This is a genomic window from Paenibacillus sp. TY11, assembly GCF_059772165.1.
On sequence record NZ_JCBAIQ010000029.1, the window covers coordinates 30,647 to 55,860 of the forward strand.

General features: G+C 46.4%; 24 protein-coding genes and 1 other annotated feature. All 24 genes read right to left on the minus strand.

What is annotated here, in order from left to right:
* Positions 1-20 precede the first annotated feature (20 nt).
* The 24 genes from AC6EJC_RS23970 to radA all read right to left on the minus strand — a co-directional run bounded on the left by AC6EJC_RS23970 (position 21) and on the right by radA (position 25,143).
* A complete protein-coding gene (locus tag AC6EJC_RS23970) occupies positions 21-272 on the minus strand; it encodes a ribosomal L7Ae/L30e/S12e/Gadd45 family protein (protein ID WP_007432588.1) in 252 nt (83 codons plus the stop codon).
* A 219-nt stretch (positions 273-491) separates the two neighbouring features.
* Complete coding sequence (rpoC, locus tag AC6EJC_RS23975) at positions 492-4,106, minus strand: DNA-directed RNA polymerase subunit beta' (RefSeq protein ID WP_444956092.1); 3,615 nt, start codon at positions 4,104-4,106, stop codon at positions 492-494.
* Positions 4,107-4,246: 140 nt separating this feature from the next.
* Positions 4,247-7,792 carry a DNA-directed RNA polymerase subunit beta gene (gene rpoB / locus AC6EJC_RS23980; RefSeq protein WP_444956093.1) on the minus strand — a complete coding sequence of 1,182 codons (3,546 nt, stop codon included), beginning with the start codon at positions 7,790-7,792 and terminating at the stop codon, positions 4,247-4,249.
* 343 nt (positions 7,793-8,135) lie between these two features.
* On the minus strand, positions 8,136-8,750 hold the full coding sequence (locus tag AC6EJC_RS23985) for a class I SAM-dependent methyltransferase (RefSeq protein WP_444956094.1): 615 nt from the start codon (positions 8,748-8,750) through the stop codon (positions 8,136-8,138).
* A 148-nt stretch (positions 8,751-8,898) separates the two neighbouring features.
* Complete coding sequence (gene rplL / locus AC6EJC_RS23990; RefSeq protein ID WP_254351862.1) at positions 8,899-9,264, minus strand: 50S ribosomal protein L7/L12; 366 nt, start codon at positions 9,262-9,264, stop codon at positions 8,899-8,901.
* Between the two features lie 68 nt (positions 9,265-9,332).
* Positions 9,333-9,836 carry a 50S ribosomal protein L10 gene (gene rplJ / locus AC6EJC_RS23995; protein ID WP_013312168.1) on the minus strand — a complete coding sequence of 168 codons (504 nt, stop codon included), beginning with the start codon at positions 9,834-9,836 and terminating at the stop codon, positions 9,333-9,335.
* A gap of 73 nt (positions 9,837-9,909) precedes the next feature.
* Positions 9,910-10,061 (minus strand) — a sequence feature (ribosomal protein L10 leader region).
* Positions 10,062-10,129: 68 nt separating this feature from the next.
* Positions 10,130-10,822 carry a 50S ribosomal protein L1 gene (rplA, locus tag AC6EJC_RS24000; RefSeq protein ID WP_013312169.1) on the minus strand — a complete coding sequence of 231 codons (693 nt, stop codon included), beginning with the start codon at positions 10,820-10,822 and terminating at the stop codon, positions 10,130-10,132.
* 87 nt (positions 10,823-10,909) lie between these two features.
* Positions 10,910-11,335, minus strand: a complete 426-nt coding sequence (gene rplK / locus AC6EJC_RS24005) for a 50S ribosomal protein L11 (RefSeq protein WP_014278323.1) — start codon at positions 11,333-11,335, stop codon at positions 10,910-10,912.
* Between the two features lie 73 nt (positions 11,336-11,408).
* The gene (gene nusG, locus AC6EJC_RS24010) at positions 11,409-11,942 is read right to left on the minus strand and encodes a transcription termination/antitermination protein NusG (RefSeq protein ID WP_007432596.1); all 534 of its coding nucleotides are present in this window, start codon (positions 11,940-11,942) and stop codon (positions 11,409-11,411) included.
* Between the two features lie 22 nt (positions 11,943-11,964).
* Positions 11,965-12,156 carry a preprotein translocase subunit SecE gene (gene secE, locus AC6EJC_RS24015; protein ID WP_013312170.1) on the minus strand — a complete coding sequence of 64 codons (192 nt, stop codon included), beginning with the start codon at positions 12,154-12,156 and terminating at the stop codon, positions 11,965-11,967.
* A gap of 20 nt (positions 12,157-12,176) precedes the next feature.
* Positions 12,177-12,326, minus strand: coding sequence for a 50S ribosomal protein L33 (gene rpmG / locus AC6EJC_RS24020; protein ID WP_023990562.1), 150 nt, complete (start codon positions 12,324-12,326; stop codon positions 12,177-12,179).
* Between the two features lie 333 nt (positions 12,327-12,659).
* Entirely contained in the window at positions 12,660-13,304 is a 645-nt protein-coding gene (sigH, locus tag AC6EJC_RS24025) for an RNA polymerase sporulation sigma factor SigH (protein ID WP_016324748.1), read from the minus strand.
* Positions 13,305-13,466: 162 nt separating this feature from the next.
* Positions 13,467-13,988 (minus strand): NYN domain-containing protein, encoded by a 522-nt coding sequence (locus AC6EJC_RS24030; RefSeq protein WP_444956095.1) that lies wholly within the window; start codon positions 13,986-13,988, stop codon positions 13,467-13,469.
* Positions 13,989-13,992: 4 nt separating this feature from the next.
* A complete protein-coding gene (gene rlmB, locus AC6EJC_RS24035; protein ID WP_444956096.1) occupies positions 13,993-14,739 on the minus strand; it encodes a 23S rRNA (guanosine(2251)-2'-O)-methyltransferase RlmB in 747 nt (248 codons plus the stop codon).
* A gap of 56 nt (positions 14,740-14,795) precedes the next feature.
* Positions 14,796-15,254, minus strand: a complete 459-nt coding sequence (locus AC6EJC_RS24040; RefSeq protein ID WP_444956097.1) for a Mini-ribonuclease 3 — start codon at positions 15,252-15,254, stop codon at positions 14,796-14,798.
* A complete protein-coding gene (cysS, locus tag AC6EJC_RS24045; protein ID WP_444956098.1) occupies positions 15,251-16,654 on the minus strand; it encodes a cysteine--tRNA ligase in 1,404 nt (467 codons plus the stop codon). Before cysS ends, AC6EJC_RS24040 begins: the two co-directional genes overlap by 4 nt.
* 24 nt (positions 16,655-16,678) lie before the next feature.
* Positions 16,679-17,359 carry a serine O-acetyltransferase gene (gene cysE, locus AC6EJC_RS24050; RefSeq protein WP_444956099.1) on the minus strand — a complete coding sequence of 227 codons (681 nt, stop codon included), beginning with the start codon at positions 17,357-17,359 and terminating at the stop codon, positions 16,679-16,681.
* 494 nt (positions 17,360-17,853) lie between these two features.
* Positions 17,854-19,314: a glutamate--tRNA ligase gene (gene gltX / locus AC6EJC_RS24055; protein ID WP_444956100.1), complete on the minus strand. Its 1,461-nt coding sequence runs from the start codon at positions 19,312-19,314 to the stop codon at positions 17,854-17,856.
* Positions 19,315-19,353: 39 nt separating this feature from the next.
* On the minus strand, positions 19,354-19,830 hold the full coding sequence (gene ispF / locus AC6EJC_RS24060) for a 2-C-methyl-D-erythritol 2,4-cyclodiphosphate synthase (protein WP_444956101.1): 477 nt from the start codon (positions 19,828-19,830) through the stop codon (positions 19,354-19,356).
* Positions 19,830-20,525 (minus strand): 2-C-methyl-D-erythritol 4-phosphate cytidylyltransferase, encoded by a 696-nt coding sequence (gene ispD, locus AC6EJC_RS24065; RefSeq protein WP_444956102.1) that lies wholly within the window; start codon positions 20,523-20,525, stop codon positions 19,830-19,832. The genes ispF and ispD overlap by 1 nt, the downstream gene beginning before the upstream one ends.
* Positions 20,526-20,595: 70 nt before the next feature.
* On the minus strand, positions 20,596-21,681 hold the full coding sequence (locus tag AC6EJC_RS24070) for a PIN/TRAM domain-containing protein (protein WP_444956103.1): 1,086 nt from the start codon (positions 21,679-21,681) through the stop codon (positions 20,596-20,598).
* Positions 21,682-21,873: 192 nt separating this feature from the next.
* The gene (pssA, locus tag AC6EJC_RS24075; protein WP_444956104.1) at positions 21,874-22,626 is read right to left on the minus strand and encodes a CDP-diacylglycerol--serine O-phosphatidyltransferase; all 753 of its coding nucleotides are present in this window, start codon (positions 22,624-22,626) and stop codon (positions 21,874-21,876) included.
* A 54-nt stretch (positions 22,627-22,680) separates the two neighbouring features.
* On the minus strand, positions 22,681-23,757 hold the full coding sequence (gene disA / locus AC6EJC_RS24080; RefSeq protein ID WP_444956105.1) for a DNA integrity scanning diadenylate cyclase DisA: 1,077 nt from the start codon (positions 23,755-23,757) through the stop codon (positions 22,681-22,683).
* A gap of 12 nt (positions 23,758-23,769) precedes the next feature.
* Positions 23,770-25,143 (minus strand): DNA repair protein RadA, encoded by a 1,374-nt coding sequence (gene radA / locus AC6EJC_RS24085; RefSeq protein ID WP_444956106.1) that lies wholly within the window; start codon positions 25,141-25,143, stop codon positions 23,770-23,772.
* Positions 25,144-25,214 lie beyond the last annotated feature (71 nt).

Sequence of the window (25,214 nt, forward strand, 5' to 3'; positions counted from 1 at the left end):
AGACAAAAACGTTCCTTACCCTATTGTTTTACGATAGCAGCCATTGCGGCTCCCACTTCAATCCCACATGCAGCTCCGAGATTTTTCATTGTGTCTACGAGAGTCACTTTGACTCCTTGCTTGTTGCACAAAGCAATGATGTTGGAAGTGAGACGCTGATCTGCGTCTTCTGCCACATATACTTCTGAGGCAAAGCCCAATTCTACCATACGAATGGTTTGTTTGGTACCGATTTTGACATGAGCATCTTGCAGTCCCTGTTCTTTAGACATATCTCATTCCTCCGAAAAGACCCAATAGCATATAGGCTGCTCACGCACCTTTGCTATATTAGCATTGACTATAAGCAATGTCAAGACAATTATATCAACTATAATCATTTAAACAGAGTAACACGTTTCATTTTCAGAAAAAGCACCGGAACACCGTCTGCTGTAGTCTTACGATAAAGCTCATGTCTACGGTGTTCCGGGCTATTATACTATTTTATATTACTCAGCCGATATTGGTTCGAGTTCCTCAGAGGAGGATTGCCCCTCTTCCGGTTGGGCAAATTTCACGCTACGGTAACGGTTCATACCTGTTCCCGCAGGAATCAATTTACCAATTATTACATTCTCTTTCAGTCCAAGCAGCTGATCGACCTTGCCTTTAATAGCTGCATCCGTCAGGACACGAGTAGTTTCCTGGAAAGATGCTGCTGACAAGAAGGAATCAGTTTCCAAAGATGCCTTGGTGATACCGAGCAGAACCGGCTTGGCTACCGCTGGTTCTTGGCCGCTGAGAATCGCTATCTTGTTTGCATTTTCATACTCATGTACATCAACAAAGGAACCTGGAAGTAGTGTCGTGTCGCCCGCATCAATGATACGGATTTTACGCAACATTTGACGAATCATAACTTCTACGTGCTTGTCGTTGATTTCTACACCCTGGTTCCGGTATACGCGTTGAACTTCCTGAAGGATATAGTTCTGCACCCCACGAATACCTTTAATACGCAGCATTTCTTTAGGATCGATCGAACCATCCGTCAGTTCGTCCCCAGCTTCAACAGTCATACCTTCGCTTACGCGCAGACGGGAACCATACGTTACCGAGTATGTTTTCGTTTCAGCTTCCCCCTGAATGTCGATCTCACGGCGGTCTTTACCTTCACGAACTTCTTTAACTGTACCGTCAATTTCACTAATGGTTGCCTGACCTTTAGGATTACGTGCTTCGAAAAGCTCCTGGATACGAGGCAAACCTTGTGTAATATCGTCGCCCGCTACGCCGCCTGTGTGGAACGTACGCATAGTGAGCTGTGTTCCCGGCTCACCGATGGATTGTGCAGCGATGATACCAACCGCTTCACCAATCTCAACGTGTTTACCAGTAGCCAGATTGCGACCGTAGCACTTTTTGCAGACGCCGTGTTTGGCGCGGCAGCTTAGTACAGAACGAATTTGAACTTTTTGTACACCGGCTTTAACAATCGCTTCAGCTTTGTCGGAGTCAATCAGTTCGTTACGTCTAGCCAAAATCTCGCCAGTCTCAGGATGACGTACCGTTTCAAAGCAATAGCGACCTTCCAGACGGTCATAGAGATCTTCAATCACTTCTTTACCGTCCTGGATACGACTTACTGTAAAGCCTTTATCCGTTCCACAGTCTTCTTCGCGCACGATAACATCCTGTGCCACATCTACGAGACGACGAGTCAGGTAACCAGAGTCAGCCGTACGAAGGGCTGTATCCGCCAAACCTTTACGCGCTCCGTGAGTGGAGATGAAGTACTCGAGTACTGTCAGACCTTCACGGAAGTTTGATTTAATTGGGAGTTCGATAATACGTCCGGATGGATTCGCCATCAGACCACGCATACCGCCGAGCTGAGTAATCTGTGATTTGTTACCCCGCGCTTTGGAGTCTACCATCATCATGATAGAGTTGTAGCGATCCATGGACTTCATCAATACTTCAGTAATATCATCTTTCGCTTTAGACCAAATGTCGATAATCCTGTCATAGCGTTCCTCGTTCGTAATCAGACCACGACGATACTGATTCGTTACGACTTGCGCTTTGTCCTCGGACCCCTTAAGAATCTCTTGTTTTTCCACCGGCACGATTACGTCCGATACAGCAACAGTTACACCTGCACGAGTGGAATACGTAAAGCCAAGCTGCTTGATTTTATCCAGAATTACAGCTGTTTCTGTTGTATGGTAAGTCTCAAAACAACGGGCAATGATATTACCAAGGTAATCCTTGCCTACACCGCTAGCTTGCGGAGCGTTTTGAATGGCTTCTGTAAGATTTACACCCTTCTCGTATACAAAGAACTCCTCCGCAGTACCATAAAGCAGATTCGCACGGGTAGCATCATTGATGTACGGGAAGCTTGCCGGGAAAATTTCATTAAAGATAATTTTACCAACCGTTGTGATCAGCATCGCTTCTTGTTGTTTTTCCGTAAAGCTCGTTTTATTCAAAGCTTTAACTGGAATAGCCACACGAGCATGAAGACCAGCTGTACCACGTTGGTAAGCCGATATAGCTTCATTCATGTTGCGAAGGATCATATTACTTCCTTCTTCTTCCTTGTTATCCATAGTCAGATAGAAAGAACCAAGAACCATATCCTGGGAAGGAGTAACAACTGGCTTACCGTCTTTCGGATTCAAAATGTTGCCGGATGCCAGCATGAGCAAACGAGCTTCAGCCTGAGCTTCCGCAGACAACGGAACGTGAACAGCCATTTGGTCACCGTCAAAGTCAGCATTATATGCTGTACATACGAGCGGATGCAGACGAATCGCACGACCTTCAACCAAAATCGGTTCAAACGCCTGGATACCGAGCCTGTGCAGCGTAGGGGCACGGTTCAGAAGAACCGGATGTTCCTTAATTACTTCTTCAAGTACATCCCATACTTCTGCACTCACACGTTCCACTTTACGCTTCGCGCTCTTGATATTGTGTGCCAAACCTTTGTTCACCAGTTCTTTCATAACAAAAGGTTTGAACAGTTCCAGTGCCATTTCTTTCGGCAAACCGCATTGATACATTTTCAAGTACGGACCTACCACGATAACGGAACGACCAGAGTAGTCAACACGTTTTCCGAGCAAGTTTTGACGGAAACGTCCTTGTTTACCTTTCAGCATGTGGCTGAGGGATTTCAAAGGGCGGTTACCCGGACCTGTAACAGGACGACCACGACGACCATTATCGATCAGGGCGTCAACAGCTTCCTGCAGCATCCGTTTTTCATTTTGTACGATAATATCCGGCGCACCTAGATCTAATAGGCGTTTCAGACGGTTATTACGGTTAATAACGCGACGATACAAATCGTTTAGGTCAGAGGTAGCAAAACGACCACCATCCAACTGTACCATTGGACGAAGCTCAGGAGGAATAACAGGCAGTACGTCCATGATCATCCAATCCGGTTGGTTGCCGGAGTTACGGAATGCCTCAATAACTTCAAGGCGCTTGATCGCACGGTTACGACGTTGTCCTTGAGCTGTACGCAACTCTTCTTTCAAAAATTCCAATTCTTTGTCTATATCTAAATCTTGAAGAAGCTTTTTAACCGCTTCAGCACCCATACCCGCCTGGAATCCGTAGCCGTATTTCTCACGGTAGCTGCGGTATTCTTTCTCGGACAGGAGTTGCTTTTTCTCTAAAGGCGTATCTCCTGGATCGGTTACAACATAAGATGCGAAGTAAATGATCTCTTCCAGAGATCTTGGAGACATATCAAGAGCAAGACCCATACGGCTTGGAATGCCTTTAAAGTACCAAATGTGTGATACAGGAGCCGCCAACTCAATGTGGCCCATGCGCTCACGGCGAACCTTAGCGCGAGTAACTTCTACTCCACAACGGTCACAGACAACACCTTTATAGCGTACACGTTTGTACTTACCGCAATGACATTCCCAGTCTTTCGTAGGTCCGAAAATTTTCTCGCAAAATAGTCCTTCTTTTTCCGGTTTAAGCGTACGATAGTTAATCGTCTCCGGTTTTTTGACTTCTCCGCGGGACCAAGAACGAATCTTTTCGGGGGAAGCAAGCCCGATTTTCATATATTCGAAATTGTTAACGTCCAACAAGGAGCAACCCTCCTTAACCAAATCCTGAGTTTTTAGGTTTGATACCGCCCGGCGGCACCGGGCGGTATCAAGAAACCTGATCCATCCTAGAATGGATCAAGGCATATAACAAAGCTGATATGAGTCAGTCAGCAGTCAAACTACTCTACGCCAACCTCAGAGCCTTCCAGATTCAAACTCAGCTTATCGCCGCTTGTGTCATCCTCATCATCAAGCTCTCTCATTTCGATCTCTTGTTCATCTTCAGACAGAATCTTCACGTCCATACCCAAGCTTTGCAGCTCTTTGATCAAGACCTTAAATGATTCTGGAACACCCGGTTCAGGTACATTTTCACCTTTGACAATGGATTCGTAAGTTTTAACACGTCCAACGACATCATCGGATTTTACAGTCAAAATTTCCTGAAGCGTGTACGCCGCGCCGTAGGCTTCCAATGCCCATACTTCCATCTCCCCGAAGCGCTGTCCACCGAATTGGGCTTTACCCCCCAATGGTTGTTGCGTAACGAGAGAGTAAGGACCCGTAGAACGAGCATGGATTTTATCGTCAACCATGTGCGCCAGTTTGATCATGTGCATGACACCGACAGTAACTTCACGTTCAAAACGATCACCCGTACGTCCGTCATACAACACAGTCTTACCATTACGCTGCATGCCTGCCTCTTCCATTGTATCAAATACGTCATACTCCTTGGCACCATCGAATACTGGAGTTGCCACATGAATACCAAGACGCATTGCAGCCATACCCAGATGGACTTCAAGCACCTGTCCGATGTTCATCCGTGAAGGTACGCCCAGCGGGTTCAGAACGACTTGTACTGGTGTGCCATCCGGCAGGAATGGCATATCTTCTTCAGGCAAAATACGAGCAACGACACCCTTGTTACCGTGACGTCCAGCCATTTTATCGCCTTCGGAAATTTTACGTTTTTGAGCAATATATACACGAACCAACTGATTCACACCTGGTGGCAGTTCATCGCCATTTTCACGTGTAAATACCTTTACATCTACAACAATCCCGTCAGTTCCATGAGGAACTCTCAATGAAGTATCGCGAACCTCGCGTGCCTTCTCACCAAAGATTGCATGCAAGAGACGTTCTTCAGCTGTCAGTTCAGTCACACCTTTAGGTGTTACTTTACCAACGAGAATGTCACCCGCGCCGATTTCGGCACCAATACGAATGATTCCACGCTCATCTAAGTTACGAAGCGCTTCCTCACCGACATTCGGAATGTCCCGAGTGATTTCTTCCGGTCCAAGCTTCGTATCACGGGCCTCGGATTCGTATTCCTCAATATGGATCGAGGTATATACATCCTCCTTAACCAGTTTCTCACTCAACAGGATCGCATCCTCGTAGTTGTAACCTTCCCAAGTCATGAAGGCAACGACAACGTTACGTCCCAACGCCAACTCGCCCATCTCAGTAGAAGGACCATCCGCAAGAATATCGCCAACTTTGACAATATCTCCTCTGTTCACAATCGGACGTTGGTTAATGCAAGTTCCTTGGTTAGATCGCATAAATTTGTGTAATTTATACTTAACAATGTCGCCTTTCACTTCAGCGCCATCTACAGTTTCGATACGACGCAACCAAATTTCGTTAGCCGAAGAACGTTCGATAACTCCGTTGTACTTGGATACAATACAAACACCGGAATCTTTTGCAGACTTGTGCTCCATTCCTGTTCCGACCAATGGAGACTTCGGAATCAGAAGAGGGACAGCCTGCCGCTGCATGTTGGAACCCATCAATGCGCGGTTAGAGTCATCGTTCTCCAGGAACGGAATCAGTGCAGTCGCGACCGATACGACCTGTTTAGGAGATACGTCCATGTAATCGACACGGCTACTAGCCATCGGAATAATGTTATCAGATTGTTTGTTATAGCGGACAATGACGACTTCATCCTTAAAGGTGTTTTCCTCCGTCAATTCCGCATTCGCCTGAGCTACGATGTAGTTATCTTCTTCATCAGCAGTCAGGTAATCAATCTGGTCTGTAACTTTTCCGGTTTTCGGATCTACCCAACGATAAGGAGCTTCGATAAATCCGTACTCGTTGATGCGTGCGAAAGTGGACAAAGAGTTGATCAAACCAATGTTTGGTCCCTCTGGTGTCTCGATAGGACACATGCGGCCGTAGTGACTCGGATGGACGTCACGCACTTCCATGCCCGCGCGTTCGCGCGTCAAACCGCCGGGTCCAAGTGCGGACAGACGACGTTTGTGTGTTAATTCAGCAAGCGGGTTCGTCTGATCCATGAACTGAGACAGCTGGGAGCTACCAAAGAACTCTTTAATCGAAGCAATTACCGGACGTATATTAATCAGCGCCTGTGGCGTAATTACATTAGCATCCTGAATCGACATTCTTTCGCGCACCACGCGTTCCATACGGGACAAACCGATACGGAACTGATTTTGGAGCAACTCACCTACAGAACGCAAACGACGGTTACCCAAATGGTCAATATCGTCCGTACTTCCGATTCCGTGAAGCAAGTTAATAAAATAACTGATGGAGGAAATAATATCGGCAGGCGTAATATTTTTAACCGATTTATCAATATTTCCGTTGGCAATCAGTTTTACTACTTTACCGTCCTCAATTGGTGAGAATACATCGATCGTTTGAAGTGGAATATCATTACTTTCAAGCACTCCACTAGCAACATGATACGTACGATGTCCTACTGATGCCTCCAGTTGGGCCAAAATCTCGTCCAACAGACGGCGATCCACCATTTGTCCTGCTTCAGCGATGATTTCACCAGTTGTTGTATCAATCAAAGTTTCAGCAAGCCGTTGATTGAACAGACGGTTTTTGATGTGAAGCTTTTTATTGATTTTGTAACGGCCTACGTTGGCCAGATCATAGCGTTTTGGATCAAAGAAGCGTGCAACGAGCAAGCTCTTTGCATTATCCAGTGTAGGCGGCTCACCTGGACGAAGACGCTCATAAATTTCAATCAGCGCTTTCTCCGTGGAATCCGTGTTGTCTTTATCAAGTGTGTTGCGGATATATTCGTCATTGCCGAGCAAATCCAGAATCTCAGCATCAGTGCCAAAGCCAAGCGCACGCAGCAACACCGTAACCGGAATTTTACGGGTACGGTCAATCCGGACATAAATAATATCCTTCGCATCCATCTCCAGTTCGAGCCAAGCCCCCCGGTTAGGAATTACCGTTGCGGTGTATGTTGTTTTCGCATTCTTGTCGACTTTTGTGCTGAAATAGACGCTGGGAGAGCGAACCAACTGGCTGACAATAACCCGTTCCGCACCGTTAATAATAAACGTACCCGTTTCAGTCATCAGCGGGAAGTCTCCCATGAATACTTCCTGCTCTTTCACTTCTCCGGTTTCTTTATTAATAAGCCGGACTTTTACCCGAAGCGGTGCTGCATACGTAACGTCGCGTTCCTTTGCGTCGTCAACGGTATATTTGGGTTCTCCGAGAGAATAATCGATAAACTCCAGAATCAGGTTTCCTGTGAAATCCTGAATTGGCGAAATATCCCGAAACATTTCCCGTAATCCTTCCTCCAAAAACCAATCATAGGATTTTTGTTGGATCTCAATCAGGTTCGGAACCTCGAGTACCTCATTAATACGTGCATAACTGCGCCGAGTGCGTCGACCATATTGAACAAGATGTCCTGCCAACTTAAACTCACCCCTCATGTCTACTCACTTTAAAAATACATTGCGAACCTCTGTTTGTGACCTTATAATAAGACACATACAGAAGATTCAATCTTACAAATACAGAAAAGCCCTTACTCGAATGCATTCGAAAAAAGAGCGACGTATCTGCAGAATCCTCTTACCGGAAGATCTTCATCACTTGTAGATTTGCCCAAAATGGTTATATTATACGTAATAGAGATAAATACTATACCCTGCTACGCATAAATCTATTGACATTTCAACAAACTAAAGCCATGGAGGGCATCCTAATACTGACATTTTATAATGATATCACAGACCAGGATTCAAGTCAATGGTCCTATTGCATTTTCCTAAAACTTTTTTCAGCCTTCAAAATTCGATAACCTTTATCCTTAGTAACTTCCTCCACACCACCGAAAAGGCTCTCTAATTTAGCACTCGCCGAAGGGGCTCCTTGCTTTTTCTGAATGACTACCCACAAAGTTCCACCCTCGTTTAAATGCTCATAAGCAAGTTCAAAAATGGTATGCACCGTTTCTTTCCCTGCACGTATAGGAGGATTCGTCAAAATCACGTCAAAACGTTCATGCTTCACTTCCGCAAACAAATCGCTTTGCTTAATGGTGACATTTTTAATCCCATTACGTTCCGCATTCTCTATTGCTAGTTGAACGGCTCGCTCGTTAATATCAACCATTGTAACGTGTCCCTCTGGGACAAGCGTTGCCGCCGCCAAACCAATCGGCCCGTAACCGCATCCTACATCCAATACCGAGGCTTGTGCAGGAAGCTGCATCGCTTCAATCAGCACACGACTCCCATAATCAATTCCCTGCTTCGAAAAAACGCCTGAATCACTGGCAAAACGGTATGACCGCCCCCGTAGCACTGTTTCCAGGCTCCGTCGTTCATGCGCCGTCTCTGGCCGCTTGGAGTAATAATGATCAGCCATTCACGCCCACCTCTTTCGGTTGTACTATCATCATAGCCTTTACGATAACGTTTCAGACATGTTGGCACTACCGTTTTACAGCAACAAACCCCTTGAAGATCACCTCAAGGGGTTTGTTTTAGTTCATTGCCTGCTAGAAAGCAGTCAATTATTTTACTTCTACAGAAGCGCCTGCTTCTTCCAATTTTGCTTTAATGGATTCAGCTTCTTCTTTAGCGATTTTTTCTTTCAGTGGTTTTGGAGCGTTGTCAACCAGTTCTTTTGCTTCTTTCAGGCCAAGACCTGTGATTTCGCGAACTGCTTTGATAACATTGATTTTGGAAGCGCCAGCGCTTGTCAAGATTACGTCAAACTCGGATTGCTCAGCTTCAGCTGCGCCACCTGCTGCGCCACCTACTACAGCTACTGGAGCTGCTGCAGTTACGCCGAATTCTTCTTCGATTGCTTTCACGAGATCGTTCAGTTCCAATACGGACATACCTTTAATTGCTTCCAAGATTTGCTCTTTACTCATGGTTGAACCTCCATTTAAATTCGTATTTTTTTGTTCTCAACTGCTATACAGCAGGTTTAATCCCAAACTTATGCGCTTTGCTCTTCTTTTTCTGCAACAGCTTTAACTGCAAGCGCGAAGTTGCGCACAGGAGCTTGAAGCACGCTGAGGAGCATGGAAAGGAGACCTTCGCGGGATGGCAGTTCTGCCAGTGCTTTGATTTCCTCAACACCGATAACGCGACCTTCTACAACTGCACCTTTCAGTTCCAGTGCATTGTTTTTCTTAGCGAAATCGTTCAAGATTTTAGCTGCAGACACTGCATCATCTTTGCCGAACGCGATTGCAGTAGGACCTGTCAATACTGCGTCCAGTTCAGTCAATTCTGCTGCCGCAGTTGCACGGCGGAGCAGTGTGTTTTTCAGCACTTGAAATTCGATTCCGGCTTCGCGAAGCTGCTTACGCAGCTCAGTTACTTGGGCAACATTCAGACCGCGATAGTCTGCAACCACAGTTGTTACGCTCTCGCGCAATTTTGCAGCTACAACTTCAACAGCTTCTTGTTTTGCTTGAATCACCTTTGCATTTGCCAAACTGTACACCTCCTGATCAATTTATCCGCTTTGTTCAAAACACCCGATCTGGTGATCTTCCAAAGCTGCTTTCATGAGCATGAAAAAAGCCTCCGTAGAGTACGAAGGCTTGATAAATCTACATGGACGGGACAAGCCCGTCACATGAAACGTTCTATCATAACACCTCGGTAGGAAATTAAGCCCGAAGGCACCTACTGTCTACGGTAAGCATATTCAACTTTAATGGTCAGTCACAAGGACTCACAACTTTTATAGAATAACAAATTCGATTGAACATGTCAATCAAAATATTATCTGTAAACAGATGCGTTCACACGTGCACTTGGTCCCATAGTCGAAGAAATAGCGATGTTTTTCAGGTATACACCTTTAGCAGCCGCTGGCTTCGCACGGTTCAAGGCTTCAACCAAGGCTTTAAGATTCTCGTTCAGCTGTTCAGCACTGAAGGAAGCTTTGCCGATTGGCGCATGAATTTGACCGGCTTTGTCGAGACGGTATTCGATTTTACCGGCTTTAATTTCTTGAACAGCCTTGGCAACGTCGAAAGTAACTGTGCCTGCTTTAGGGTTAGGCATCAAACCTTTACCACCGAGCAAACGACCCAGTTTACCAACCTCACTCATCATATCAGGTGTCGCAACGCAGACGTCGAATTCGAACCAGCCTTGTTGGATTTTGTTGATCATATCTTGATCACCAACAAAATCAGCGCCAGCCGCTTCCGCTTCTTTCACTTTGTCACCTTTTGCAAATACCAGAACACGTTGTGTTTTACCCGTACCATGCGGTAGGACAACAACACCACGAACAGCCTGGTCTTGTTTACGGGAATCTACGCCCAGACGAACTGCTGCTTCAACGGTTTCGTCGAATTTAGCAGTTGCAGCCTTTTTCACCAGTTCAACGGCTTCTAAAGGCTCGTAAGTTGCTTCGCTGTCAATCAGCTTAGCAGCTTCCAGGTACTTCTTACCATGTTTAGCCATAATGTTTTCCTCCTTATGTGGTATTAGCGGATATTCCTCCCACACTTGCCAGACAGTCAAACTGCCGGCACACGAAGATTAATAAAATTAATCTACGATGGTGATACCCATGCTGCGAGCAGTACCTTCAACCATACGCATTGCCGATTCTACGGAAGCTGCGTTAAGGTCAGGCATTTTTTGCTCTGCAATTTGACGAACGGTAGCGCGATTTACAGTTGCAACTTTCGTTTTATTCGGTTCACCGGAACCTTTTTCGATTTTAGCAGCAACTTTCAACAGAACAGCAGCCGGTGGAGTTTTGGTGATGAACGTAAAAGAACGATCCTCAAACACCGAAATTTCAACCGGAATAATCAGGCCTGCTTGATCAGCAGTACGAGCATTGAACTCTTTACAGAATGCCATGATGTTGACACCTGCTTGACCCAAAGCTGGACCTACTGGAGGCGCTGGATTAGCTTTCCCTGCAGGAATCTGCAGTTTTACCATTTTAATTACCTTTTTTGCCATGGATGACACCTCCTTGACTCAATAGTGGTAGACGGACCTATTGATCCTCCCACAAGAAACCTGTAAGAAAAATCTATATTTTCTCCACTTGAGTATAATCCAACTCAAGCGGGGTTTCCCGTCCAAACATGTTGACGTGAACCTTAAGCTTGCTCTTCTCAACCAAAATTTCTTCCACGGAGCCCACAAAATTCGCAAAAGGACCAACTTTAATTCGCACGGATTCCTTAACATCGAATTCAATCTTCGGTTTCGGCTCTACCATGCCCATATGCTTCAGAATCTGTTCAACTTCTTCTGGAAGCAATGGCGTCGGCTTGGAACCCGAGCCTGTCGACCCTACAAATCCCGTAACACCTGGTGTGTTGCGCACAACATACCAAGAGTCGTCGGTTTGGACCATTTCGACCAAGACATAACCAGGGTAGACTTTACGCATAACGGTTTTTTTCTTACCGTCCTTGGTTACCAGTTCTTCTTCCATCGGAACAAGAACACGGAATATCTTGTCTTCCATGCCCATGGACTCAACGCGTTTTTCCAAATTGGCTTTGACTTTGTTCTCATACCCTGAATAGGTATGAACGACGTACCATCTTTTTTCCATATCAAGCCACCTGGAACCCTTCCTAGATAATCGCTTCGATCACAGCGGAAATGCCGATATCGAGAACCCAAAAATAAATTGTGACGAACGCAATCGTCCCTATGACAATCAGCGTATAGTTGGTCAGTTCTTTACGATTGGGCCAGCGAACCTTCTTGAGTTCAGCCCAGCTTTCAGAGAAAAAGGAAAACAGAGACTTGAAACTGCGTTTCACGCCGACTACACCTCCAAAAACTATCTGGTTTCCCGATGAGAAGTCTGTTCGTTACAGGACTTACAGAATTTCTTCATCTCCATGCGGTCGGGGTGATTACGCTTGTTTTTCGTCGTTGTGTAATTTCTTTGTTTGCATGTTGTACAAGCCAAAGTAATAATTACCCGCATGATGTGCACCTCCCGAAGACATCCAACACCGGAAGTCTCATAATTGATCCTAAAAAAAACCGCGAATTTAGGCCTACCTAAAACACTTTATCACACGGGGTTTTCCATGTCAACGAATGTTTGCATACAATTCGCAGTCCCGGCTGTGGTGCATTTTAACATCTGTCCATCCTTTAAAACTGTTCTCTGAAAAGCTTCTCAAAAATCAAAGCGATATCTATTATTCATCTTTTTTAGTATAAATCATTTGCAACACTTATAAACCTGCATAGCCTGCCCATAACGAATAAAAAAAGACTCGGACTCGAGCCTTTTCCCTGTCAGCCTCTACTTTCAACTATCCCTTACTTCCAGATACTTTTCAAGTTTACGCTTGACCCGTTGCAGCGCGTTATCAATGGATTTCACATGGCGGTCAAGATCCTCTGCAATCTCCTGATACGAACGTCCGTCCAGATACAACATAAGTACCTTGCGCTCCAGCTCGCTCAGAATCTCGGACATCTTGTCCTCAAGACCCACAAACTCTTCCTGATTGATAATCAGCTCTTCAGGGTCACTTACTTGTGTTCCGCAAATCACATCGAGCAACGTCCGGTCTGACTCTTCATCATAGATGGGCTTGTCCAGAGATACGTAAGAGTTCAGAGGAATGTGCTTTTGTCGTGTAGCCGTCTTAATTGCCGTAATAATCTGTCGTGTAATGCACAACTCGGCGAAAGCCTTGAACGAAGCAAGCTTGTCTCCCTTAAAATCACGAATGGATTTGTAGAGACCAATCATGCCCTCCTGAATAATATCCTCGCGATCAGCACCAATCAGGAAGTAGGATCTGGCCTTGGCCCGCACAAAGTTCCGGTATTTGTTAATCAGAAACTCCAGCGCTTCCCCATCACCTTCATGGACTGCTCCGACAATGTCTTCATCATTTTTGTAATCAAACTTTGACAACATGATATCCTTGAGGTCCACACTCACTAACAATCCCTCCGGCTGCAACGCAAGGTACCCGTTACTCTCTCAAATATACGACAAGTATACGCGATGTAACCTGATACCGTCAACCACAACAACCTAAAAAAGAAGAGCGCTAACAAAATTGTCAATGGTTTCAAAATGGAGGAGTGTCCAATTATTGGGTTATTCTCTTCTCCATCGCTCAAACAACTTTCGAAGCTCCGGACTCAGTTTGGCGTCTATCGAGTTACGGGACAATTTGGCACTATCCTGCTTGATTCGCTTCTGCACTTCCCTTTCGGATTCCTCAATCTCGATCAGTAATTCCCGCGCCGATACCCTGAGTGCTCCTTGTCCAAATGCGACATGCTGCTCTACCTGATCACTTGTCGCTACGTAAATACTTCTTCTTTTACTGCTCAGCTCCCGAACCAATCGCTCGATGCACTCATCAGCAGTTTCTTTTTCTCTGGTAAAATAAATCTGTACTTTGCTCTGAGCAAAAGTTTTACCTAATCCTGGCACCCTGTAAGCATCAAATACGACGATGACTCTTCTGCCGGAATACGCCTGATGATCCGCCAGTCGTTCAAGAAGTCTGTCCCTCGCTTCCTGCATACCAGATTGTACCAGCGCGGAAAGTTCGGGCCAGGCTCCAATCATGTTGTAACCGTCCACAAGCAGAACATCCCGCGTGTCAGCCATATCGTTAGCCCCGTGCCTGTCGTCCGCGCAATACTTCGTACATGACAACACCTGCAGCTACAGAAGCATTAAGGGAATTGATTTGCCCCGCCATCGGCAGCTTGACGAGTACATCGCATTTCTCACGGATCAAACGGCCCATTCCTTTATTTTCGTTACCAATGACAATGGCTACCGGTCCCGTGAACACTCCATTCCCAAATACGGGGTCGGTCGCTGTTACATCCGTGCCGACTACCCATACACCTTCTTCTTTAAGACGGTCAATGGTCTGTCCCAGATTGTTCACACGCGCCACCGGGACGTACTCCACAGCACCTGCCGATGTTTTGGACACCGTTACAGTTACAGCTGCAGAACGCCTTTTCGGCACAATAACACCGTGTGCTCCAGTGCAGTCTGCTGTACGAAGGATGGAACCCAGATTATGAGGATCTTCAATCTCATCCAGCAAAATCAAAAACGGCTCTTCTCCCTTATCACGAGCATTGGCGAGCAATTCTTCCACTTCAAGATAGGCAAAAGGCGCAGCTTGCGCAACCACTCCCTGATGCTGAATGCCCGGAACCATTTGATCGAGCTTACGCTTGTCCACCTGCAAAACGATGATTCCTGCTTTTTTCGCCTCAGCCGTAATCGGCAGTGTCAAATGCTTTTGTGCATTATCCGCAATCCATATTTTATTTATCGTTCTGCCTGAACGCAGCGCCTCCGTTACCGAATGCTTACCGGCAATCCATTCTTCTTCCATTTCTAGCTTCCTCCCGGGAAACGGCCGAATGCTTAATCCATCCAGTCCGTTCCCATTTATGATTTTTCTTTATTTTCCATTTGTGCAATTCCGTACGTAATCAACTCTCTCAATCTGTCCAGATGTCCATCACAATAAAGAAATCCAATCAGTCCTTCCAGTGCAGTGGCGTGACGGTACTCAAGCACATCAGCATTTTTGGGCAGGCTTCCTGATTTGGCATTTCTTCCTTGTCGGACAATGTCGCGTTCTTCTTCCGTCAGCACCTTTTCCAGCAGCCCCAACATACGGCTCTGCGCTTTGGCGGAGACTAGCCCTGTAGCTCGCCGATGTAGATGATTTGGACGCAGGTTGGGCTGTGCCAACAAATATTGTCGGACGGCTACCTCGTACACTGCATCACCAATGTAAGCTAGCGCAATGGGGGGCATCAGACGAGCCGGCTTGGACGCAGGATACGGGAACCAGTTCCCCGCGTCTTCAACAGCTCCTGAGTTCATTGGCTTATCACTCATTTTCGCCGCCACCGCATACCCTGTGCCGTATCTTCAAGCACAATGCCTTTAGCAGCCAACAGATCGCGAATTTCGTCAGCTCTACCCCAGTTTTTGGTCTTACGAGCTTCGACACGTTCTGCAATTAACTGCTCAATTTCGTCATCCAGCAACTCTTCACTCGATTCCGAATAAATGCGAAGTACGTTATTCATCGAATGAAAGGTATGCAATACAGCCTGTAGTTCCGCCTGATGTACGACATCTCGCTGCAACAAATGGTTGGCTTCGCTAACCCAATCGAATACAGCAGTGATCGCATCAGGTGTATTGAAATCGTCATCCATTTTTTCGCCAAACTGCCGCAAAATTCCGTCGAGCTTCGTTTGGAGTTCCGTTGATACTTCCCCATTACCTTTCAGCGCATTAGCTAAACGATGCTTCACGTTGGCGACTGCATTGGCAATCCGTTCGACACTGTTCTCCGCCTGACTCATTGTCTCTTGGTTGTAGTTCAACGGATTCCGGTAATGCGTCGCCAGCATAAAATAACGTAAAGCCTCCGGCTTGTGATGAGCGCGCAAATCTTTAACCAAAATACCATTACCGAGTGATTTCGACATTTTTTCATTATCTATGCGAATATATCCGTTATGCATCCAGTAGCGAGATAATGGCTTACCCGTAATCACTTCGGATTGTGCGCATTCACATTCATGATGCGGAAATTGCAGATCCTGTCCGCCCCCATGAATATCCAGTGTATCACCCAAATAGTGGCGAGCCATAGCAGAGCATTCGATATGCCACCCTGGACGTCCATCCCCCCAAGGACTTGACCAATAAATTTCTCCCGGCTTCGCCGCTTTCCAGAGTACAAAATCCTCGGCATTCTCCTTGCGTTCATCCACATTGATGCGAATTCCGAACTGGAGTTCCTCCAGATTTTGACCCGACAGCTGTCCATAGCCTTTGAACTTTTTGGTCCGATAGAACACATCGCCATCATTCTCATAGGCATAGCCTTTGTCTACCAGTCCCTTAATAAAATCAATAATCAGATCCATGCTCTCTGTTACGCGCGGATTCATGCTGGCGGCAGGAACATTCAATCCTGCCAGATCCTCATGGTAGGCAGCAATAAATTTCTCAGCAACTGCCGGAACATCCATATCAAGTTCTCGAGCTTTGCGGATTAGTTTATCATCGACATCCGTAAAATTCACCACATAGTTTACATCATAGCCCAAATACTCCAGGTAGCTGCGCACCACGTCAAATACAATTACAGGTCGTGCATTGCCAATATGAATGTAATCATACACGGTAGGTCCGCATACATACATTTTAACCTTTCCAGGCTCCAGTGGCACAAAGGGCTCCCGACTCCTCGTCATTGTATTATAAATTTGAAGCGGCATTGTTATGTTCCTCCCTCATGAAAATCATTTTTCTAATTTATTCTCTTGGGTCACCTGATGTTTCTGATCGGATGACCCATCCTTCAAATCAGACAATTCTGCACGTAATCGCTCTATTTCCAATTGAAGATCCCGTATAGAATCCACGACCGGATCAGGCAACTGATGACTAAGTCGGTCTGGACGTCTGCCATCTTGTCTGACCACTCGTCCCGGGATGCCCACCACCGTACTGTTTGGCGGAACTTCTTTTAGCACAACCGAGTTAGAGCCAATGTTGGACTGTGCCCCAATCGTAAAAGAGCCCAATATCTTTGCACCGGAGCCTATAACTACATTATTCCCAATGGTCGGATGGCGCTTCCCTTTCTCTTTTCCGGTCCCGCCAAGAGTGACCCCCTGATACAATACGACATCGTCGCCAATCTCACAGGTTTCACCGATGACAACTCCCATCCCATGGTCAATGAACAGCCGATCTCCGATACGAGCGCCAGGATGTATTTCAATGCCTGTCATAAAACGCGATACTTGAGATATAACACGGGCTATGGTACACCAATGGCGCAAATAAAACCAATGTGCGATTCGGTGCGCCCAAAGGGCATGAACGCCGGAATACGTAAAAATGACCTCCAGCTTACTCCGGGCGGCCGGATCATTATCCAAAACAGTCTGAATGTCGGATTTGAAATGTCTGAACATGTCGCCCTCCTATTCCCTCCATATCCTTGCCGCATCTTCACAACACTTCACGTTCCGCTAATTTCCGCATCCATCAGCACTCTTCGACATTTTTCATTCTATACCGAGTCTGATGAGTCTGGAGTCTGATAAAAATGAAAAAGCGCCTCCGCAGCCTAAGCTGCAGAGACGCATGAACGTGGTCCCACTCTGCTTCGGACATATCTACTGCCTAAAGGCAGAGAAGTCCGTCTTTGGCGTCCGGTAACGGGAACGACTCGGCGCGCCCTTGTCACAATCAGCAGTTGACGCTAATTAGAGTTCGGGCGCACGGCTCCCAGGTGCATTTCCTCCGCAGGTCATCTGGACGGCTTCCAGCCTGGGGTTCCCCCCGGCCGTCCTCTCTGGCAGATGCCCTTATGCAGTGTACTTCTCCTGTTCGCAGCCTTTACACGTAAATCAATCCGTATCAATGGAGTCATTATAGCGAAAAGACAACAAATTGACAAGAAATATCAGCCTTGAATTTGTGCCTTGAGACGATCCAACACCTTGTCACGTCCGAGCAAAAAGATGGTTTCATTCAGATCCCGTCCATGGGTTTGGCCTGTAAGGGCCACACGAATCGGCATGAATAGTTGTTTCCCCTTAAAACCGGTTTCCTTTTGAACTTCCTTGATCAGCTTGGCCATTTGTGGAGCTGTAAATTCCTCGCTCGTTTCAACTTTACCTGCAAAGGCTCTAAGTACCTCAGGAACCTGCTCTTCGGCCAATACAGCCGCCGCTTCAGCATCCAGCTCCAGATGTGAACGGAAAAACAACTCAGACAACGCTACAATATCGGAGGCGGAAGTCATCTGTTCCTGATATAAGCGAACAAGAGCCTTAGCCCAGTCCTGTTGTTCCGTCGACAATTCAGTCGGCAACAGCCCCGCTGCCTGCAGATGTGGAATCGCCATGCTGGCAATTCGCTCAGGATCAGCCTTTTTAATATAGTGATTGTTTAGATAAGCAAGCTTATTCGTATCAAACACAGCCGGACTTTTGGACAAACGATTAGGATCGAAAATCGAAATCAGTTGTTCCCGATCATAGATCTCTTCTTCGCCTTCAGGGGACCAGCCCAGCAGCGCAATAAAGTTGAAAATAGCTTCTGGCAGATAGCCCAACTTGTCATACTGCTCCATGAACTGAATAATGGATTCGTTACGTTTGCTGAGCTTTTTGTGATCCTCGCCTACGATCAGCGTCATATGACCGAAGCGTGGCGGCTCCCAGCCGAGAGCTTCAAAGATCATCAACTGCCGCGGTGTATTGGAAACATGATCTTCGCCCCGTAGTACATGCGATATTTTCATCAAATAATCGTCAACCGCTACAGCGAAGTTATATGTCGGAATACCGTCTTTTTTGACGATAACAAAATCGCCGCTTTCCTTGGAATTGAACGTAATTTGACCTTTAACGATATCGTCAAACGTATATTCACGATCTTCCGGTACGCGAAAACGAATACTTGGTACACGGCCCTCTGCTTCAAATGCTTGGCACTGTTCTTCTGTTAGATCACGATGTTTTCCAGAATAGCGTGGTGTCTCCCCACGTTCCATCTGTTCTTCACGCTCGCGTTCCAGTTCTTCTTCAGTGCAGTAGCAGCGGTAAGCCAAACCACGATCCAGCAAATCCTGCCAGTATGTTTTATATATGTCCAAGCGTTCAGTCTGACGATAAGGTCCAAACTCGCCTCCCACGTCTACGCTCTCATCCCAGTCCATACCCAACCATTTCAAATATTTAAGCTGGCTTTCTTCTCCGCCCTCAATATTGCGCTTCACATCTGTGTCTTCGATGCGAATAATAAATTTTCCACCTTGATTGCGGGCAAACAAATAATTAAATAATGCCGTTCTGGCATTTCCAATATGCAAATGACCTGTAGGGCTTGGTGCATAGCGTACACGAACTTCCGTACTCATATAATCTCCTCCAAATTGAATTACTCAAGATGATAGCATTTACTTGATAAGACAGACAACCGATTGAGCCGCGATTCCTTCACCCCGTCCGGTAAAGCCGAGTTGCTCTGTCGTAGTCGCCTTGACGTTCACCTGGGATAGCTCCTGTGCTTCCAGCACCCGGGCGATGACCTCATTCATTTGCGGAATATACGATGCCATTTTGGGCTTTTGCGCGATAATCGTAGAATCAATATTCCCCAAGCGATATCCTCGCTCTTTAGCCAGCCCCCACACATGCTCCAGTAGCTTAAGACTATCGGCATCCTTAAATTCCGGGTCGTTATCCGGAAAATGCTTCCCGATGTCTCCCAAGCCAAGCGCGCCCAGGATGGCATCGCTAATGGCATGCAGCAGCACGTCTGCATCGGAATGGCCCAGCAAACCTTTTTCATACGGAATATTCACGCCTCCGATGATGCATGGCCTTCCTTCCACCAGCTGGTGGACGTCAAATCCTTGTCCCACTCTGATCATTAGATATCCTCTCCCTCTGTCTTTACCCATAACGCCGCCATATCCAAATCCTCAGGCGTAGTAATTTTGATATTCTTGTAGCTGCCTTGAACGACAGTAACTGGAATGCCTAGCCGCTCCACCAGCATAGAATCATCTGTTCCTAGAAATCCCGCCTGCTCCGCTTCCTCGTAGGCCTGCAGCAGATCGGAAAGACGAAAAGTCTGTGGCGTTTGAATACTCCACAGACTTCGGCGATCCGGCGTTGCTGTAATGATACCATCCCCGTTCACTTGCTTGACCGTATCCTTTACAGGTACTGCCGCTACAGAAGCACCAGTACGCTGAGCTGCCTCCAGGCATGAACGTACAAGCTCAGGTTGAATCAGTGGACGCACACCATCATGCACCATCACCCAATCCGCTTGCAAGTGGCGCAGACCGCGATAAACCGAATGCTGGCGTTCACTGCCACCAGGCACCACCTGTACATTTTTACCGATCTTGTAGTGACGAATCCAATCTCGGCAGCGTTCCACATCTCCAGCCCCAGTCACCATCACCATTTCATCCACTTCGGGCATAGCTGCGAATATTTCAAGTGTATGTATGAAGATGGGCTTGTCCCGCAAAAGCAGAAATTGCTTGCTCTCCTGCGTTCCCATACGGGAGCCGCGCCCGGCCGCCACAATGACAACTCCTACCCGATTGTTCATTCAAATAACTCCTGCCCTGATCGCACTTGGACGATCCGTATGATAACACATCTACTTCATCATACCGCGTTTATTGAGCTTTTTCCAATAATTTCGGTTTAGCAAAGATCATACGGCCCGCAGAGGTCTGAAGTACACTCGTGACCAGCACCTCCATCAGAGAGCCAATATAGTCACGTCCGCCTTCTACAACAATCATCGTACCATCATCCAGATAGGCTACACCCTGCCCATGCTCCTTGCCGTCTTTGATAATCTGCACCATAATTTCCTCACCGGGCAGTACAACAGGCTTCACTGCATTCGCCAAATCATTAATGTTCAGCACCGATACACCTTGAAGTTCGCATACTTTATTCAGGTTAAAATCATTAGTTACAACTTTACCCTGCAACACCTTTGCCAGCTTAACCAACTTACTGTCGACCTCTGAAATCTCCTCAAAATCCCCTTCATAAATAAGCACATTCACATCAAGCTCTTTTTGGATTTTATTCAAAATATCCAGACCCCGCCGTCCACGATTACGCTTAAGTAAATCTGATGAATCTGCAATATGCTGAAGCTCCTCCAACACAAATTCAGGAATCACAATCGTCCCTTCAATAAAACCTGTCTTGCAAATATCCGCAATACGTCCATCTATAATGACGCTGGTGTCCAAAATTTTATGTTCCTCCAGCTTGCGTTCTTCTACACCCGTTCCCCGACCAAAAAAGCCAGAACTCCAAAAGGACGACAGCTCGTCCCGCTTTTCTAGCCCAACCATCAACCCCACATATCCGCATACTACGGTAACAGCGGTCTGGATAAGTTGACCAGGGGCCCCCAACCATGAAAAAAGCGGGTAAACTGCTAAGGAAAGTATCAATCCCACCGCTAATCCAATCACACCTGCCATCATCTCATTCATCGGAATTCGTACCAAGCCTTCAATGCCCTGCTGCAACCGATTCGCCACGGATGCCCCTGCGAATGAACATCCAGCCATAAATAGCACTGCTCCCGCCATCATCCAAACAGCCATTCCTGGTAAAGAACCATCACTCAACCATTGTGGCATCCAAGATACGATGCCTCCTACCCGCTGGTATAACGTATAGCCAAACCATGCTCCGCACAATCCTGTAAAAGTTAAAATAGCCTTTCTCCACATTGAGTCTCTATACCTCCTTTATTTACTTTTCATATAGTCTGCTATTTATTGGATACATAGCACCTCTCTTACCAGTATGATCCATTTCCCACGTAACTAACCCTGTGTTTTCACTTTTTATGCATAAAAAAAGCATTTATCTCCCTAAAATGATTCAAGGAAATAAATGCTTATTCTTGTTCTTACCTGATACTAACGCTGTGAATGACGATATTGATCGTCCTGTTCTTCCTGACTGGAACGATCCCGATCCCGATCACGTCCACGTCTGCGTGACAGCTTACGAATGTTCAGCTTCATACCGTACAATGCATACAGCACCAGTGGTACAAAAATCAGCTTCGACAGCTGGTCGGGGAATTTAACAGCCAACACCACCGCTGCAATTACGACCCATGGAGCGACCCAGATCGTTTTTTTCGGAAGGCCGACCTTTTTAAAATTCGGATATCTCATGGAGCTGACCATCAAATAAGAGACCAGCAACATGGCAATCGACATGTATAACAATGAAATATCGTTATGAAATAAGGACAAAGTGGCTAATACACCACCTGCTGCCGGAATTGGCAAACCTGTGAAATAACCTGGTACACCGGGACGTACGTTAAATCGAGCCAAACGCAACGCTCCGCACATCGGAAAAATGGCCGTCACCGTCCAAGCCAGAGCCGAATTCGCATCATGAAAAGCAACCATGTACATAATAACTGCGGGAGCTACACCAAAAGATATCATATCTGATAAGGAGTCCAGTTCTTTACCGAATTCGCTCTGGGCATTCAGGGCCCGGGCCATTCTTCCATCCAGTCCGTCCAACAACATGGCGACAATAACCATAATAGCGGCAAGACTGTATTTTCCGTCTACGGCCAATAAAATGGCGATCATTCCGAGAAACAAGTTACCTAAGGTACACATGTTCGGAATTGATTTGGTAATCATCTCTTCACCTCAATGTATGAATTGTTCCATTATAATCCTTTCACTGTATTACATTTACATTTGCCTGTCAATGAAAACTTGTTCCTGCAAACGTTTAAGACCTTCTTTAATCGTACGCGCACGAACCTCTCCAATGCCATCTACTTCATCCAGTTCTTCAATCGTTGCTGTTATGACTTGTGGAAAACGGCCAAACCGCTCCACCAGATTATGAATAATCACATTCGGCAAACGCGGTATCTTATTCAGCACCCGATAGCCGCGTGCAGCAATATATTCCTCTGATGTCGCAGCTGAAGAAGGGTAGCCTAGCAAACGTACAATATGATTCACATCCAGCAATTCGTCGTCCGTAGAACGTTTGAGTCCCAATATAATTTCACGAATCTTCTCGTCGCTGTCGTCTTTGGCATAATCCTTATACAGTAACCAAGCTTCTTCCTCAATGTTGCTGACAAGCTCCTCCATCTGCATGCTAATCAGCCGGCCCTCATTTCCGAGCTCGTTAATAAATCGTTTGATCTCCATTTTGATGCGCAGCACCATTTCAATCCGTTGGATAACATTAACGACCTCCGGCATGGTAACCAGCTCTTCGAATTCTGATGCTGTTAAATTCGTCGAGGCTTGCCCCAACACGGATCTATATTTTTCTAATGTCTGAATGGCCTGATTGGCTTTCGTTAAAATAACCCCGATTTCCTTGAGCGCATACCGTAGAGTCCCCTGATACAACGTAATAATATTACGACGCTGGGAAATAGACACAACTAGTTTGCCTGTCTGCTTTGCAACTCGCTCAGCTGTCCGGTGCCGAATTCCTGTTTCAATCGATGAAATAGAGGAGTCGGGAATCAGTTGCGTATTTGCGTATAAAATTCGTTTTAAATCCTCGCTCAATATGATTGCGCCGTCCATTTTAGCTAACTCATACAAATAGTTCGGCGAAAAATCACAATTAATGGAGAAACCGCCATCCACGACTTCCATTACTTCCGGGCTATAGCCAACGACCAGAAGAGCACCCGTTTTGGCACGCAAAACGTTTTCCAATCCGTCGCGAAAGGGAGTTCCCGGTGCCACAAGCCGCAGCAAATCGTTCATTTTATCCAGTTGGCTCGCTTCTTTCATTCTCAATGCCCCCTAATCTAATGCGGCTGCCAGTGCATCTGCCACCGTTCCTACTCCTATAATTTGTATCCCTTTCGGATGTGTCCAGCCCTTCAAACTTTTTTCCGGCATGATCACCCGTCTGAAACCTAGTTTCTCCGCTTCCCGTACTCGCTGTTCTGCTCGAGATACGGCGCGCACCTCGCCTGTCAGCCCCACCTCGCCAAAAATCACATCGTACGGCTTGGTAGGAGCATCCCGAAAGCTGGAAGCAATGCTCACAGCTATAGCCAAATCCACCGCCGGTTCATCCAGCTTCACGCCTCCGGCTACGTTGAGATAAGCGTCCTGATTTTGCAAAAACATGCCCATCCGCTTTTCTAACACGGCTATGATTAATCCCATTCGATGATGGTCGACCCCTGTGCCCATTCGGCGTGGAGATGGAAAATGCGTAGCCGCAATTAATGCTTGAAGTTCAACCAGTACAGGTCGGGTCCCTTCCATACTGGCTACAACAGTAGAACCAGCCACCCCCAGTGGTCGTTCGGACAGGAATAGTTCAGAAGGATTCGACACCTCACGCAAACCACTTTCAGCCATTTCAAAAATACCAATTTCATTCGTAGAACCGAAACGATTTTTAACTGCACGCAACAGTCGATACGTATGATGACGCTCTCCTTCAAAATAAAGCACACAATCGACCATATGCTCCAACAAACGTGGACCCGCAATGGCCCCTTCCTTGGTCACATGCCCTACCAGTACCGTAGCAATACCTAGTCCCTTGGCAATTCTCATAAAGCGTGAAGTACACTCCCGCACCTGAGCTACACTACCTGGTGCACTCGTCACCTCAGGCAAATATACAGTCTGTATCGAGTCGATAACCAAAAACTCCGGCTTCAAGCTGTCTATTGCTTCTTCAATCGTCTCCAAATTCGTCTCACATAATACGTATAGACTGGGAGACAAGGCACCGAGCCGATCTGCACGTAGTTTCGTTTGGCGGACTGATTCCTCACCAGACACGTACAGCACCTTTAAACCAGTTAAAGCCAGCTCATTAGAAGTCTGCAGCATAAGCGTAGATTTACCGATGCCCGGATCACCGCCCACCAGAACAAGTGAACCTGGTACCACACCTCCGCCGAGCACACGATTCAATTCGCCAATTCCCGTCAAGATTCGTGTTTCTTTGCCACTCTCCACCTCAATAATAGGGAGCGGCTTGTCTTTTGTGCTATGAGTAAGAAGGGAAGAACCCATTCCTTGAGTTTTTACAACGCTTTCCGTTTCTTCGACCATGGAATTCCATGCCTGGCATCCAGGACATTTTCCGTACCATTTGGGCGATTCATAACCACATTCCGTACAGGAAAACTTAGTTTTCACTTTAGCCATACTTTGTTCCCTGGCTCCTTATTGATGACGATGATGTCAAATTTATCTTCATACAGCCCAGAAAGAGCTGT

Bases quoted from the DNA above. Each gene is read 5' to 3' on its own strand.
- AC6EJC_RS24030 (WP_444956095.1), bottom strand. From the start codon at position 13,988: ATGGCTGACACGCGGGATGTTCTGCTTGTGGACGGTTACAACATGATT.
- disA (WP_444956105.1), bottom strand. From the start codon at position 23,757: ATGAAAGAAGCGAGCCAACTGGATAAAATGAACGATTTGCTGCGGCTT.
- cysE (WP_444956099.1), bottom strand. From the start codon at position 17,359: ATGTTCAGACATTTCAAATCCGACATTCAGACTGTTTTGGATAATGAT.
- gltX (WP_444956100.1), bottom strand. From the start codon at position 19,314: ATGAGTACGGAAGTTCGTGTACGCTATGCACCAAGCCCTACAGGTCAT.
- cysS (WP_444956098.1), bottom strand. From the start codon at position 16,654: ATGCCGCTTCAAATTTATAATACAATGACGAGGAGTCGGGAGCCCTTT.
- AC6EJC_RS24070 (WP_444956103.1), bottom strand. From the start codon at position 21,681: ATGTGGAGAAAGGCTATTTTAACTTTTACAGGATTGTGCGGAGCATGG.
- rlmB (WP_444956096.1), bottom strand. From the start codon at position 14,739: ATGGAAGAAGAATGGATTGCCGGTAAGCATTCGGTAACGGAGGCGCTG.
- rplL (WP_254351862.1), bottom strand. From the start codon at position 9,264: ATGAGTAAAGAGCAAATCTTGGAAGCAATTAAAGGTATGTCCGTATTG.
- nusG (WP_007432596.1), bottom strand. From the start codon at position 11,942: ATGGAAAAAAGATGGTACGTCGTTCATACCTATTCAGGGTATGAGAAC.
- ispD (WP_444956102.1), bottom strand. From the start codon at position 20,525: ATGAACAATCGGGTAGGAGTTGTCATTGTGGCGGCCGGGCGCGGCTCC.
- rplA (WP_013312169.1), bottom strand. From the start codon at position 10,822: ATGGCTAAACATGGTAAGAAGTACCTGGAAGCTGCTAAGCTGATTGAC.
- rpmG (WP_023990562.1), bottom strand. From the start codon at position 12,326: ATGCGGGTAATTATTACTTTGGCTTGTACAACATGCAAACAAAGAAAT.
- AC6EJC_RS24040 (WP_444956097.1), bottom strand. From the start codon at position 15,254: ATGAGTGATAAGCCAATGAACTCAGGAGCTGTTGAAGACGCGGGGAAC.
- rplK (WP_014278323.1), bottom strand. From the start codon at position 11,335: ATGGCAAAAAAGGTAATTAAAATGGTAAAACTGCAGATTCCTGCAGGG.
- ispF (WP_444956101.1), bottom strand. From the start codon at position 19,830: ATGATCAGAGTGGGACAAGGATTTGACGTCCACCAGCTGGTGGAAGGA.
- pssA (WP_444956104.1), bottom strand. From the start codon at position 22,626: ATGATTACCAAATCAATTCCGAACATGTGTACCTTAGGTAACTTGTTT.
- radA (WP_444956106.1), bottom strand. From the start codon at position 25,143: ATGGCTAAAGTGAAAACTAAGTTTTCCTGTACGGAATGTGGTTATGAA.
- AC6EJC_RS23985 (WP_444956094.1), bottom strand. From the start codon at position 8,750: ATGGCTGATCATTATTACTCCAAGCGGCCAGAGACGGCGCATGAACGA.
- AC6EJC_RS23970 (WP_007432588.1), bottom strand. From the start codon at position 272: ATGTCTAAAGAACAGGGACTGCAAGATGCTCATGTCAAAATCGGTACC.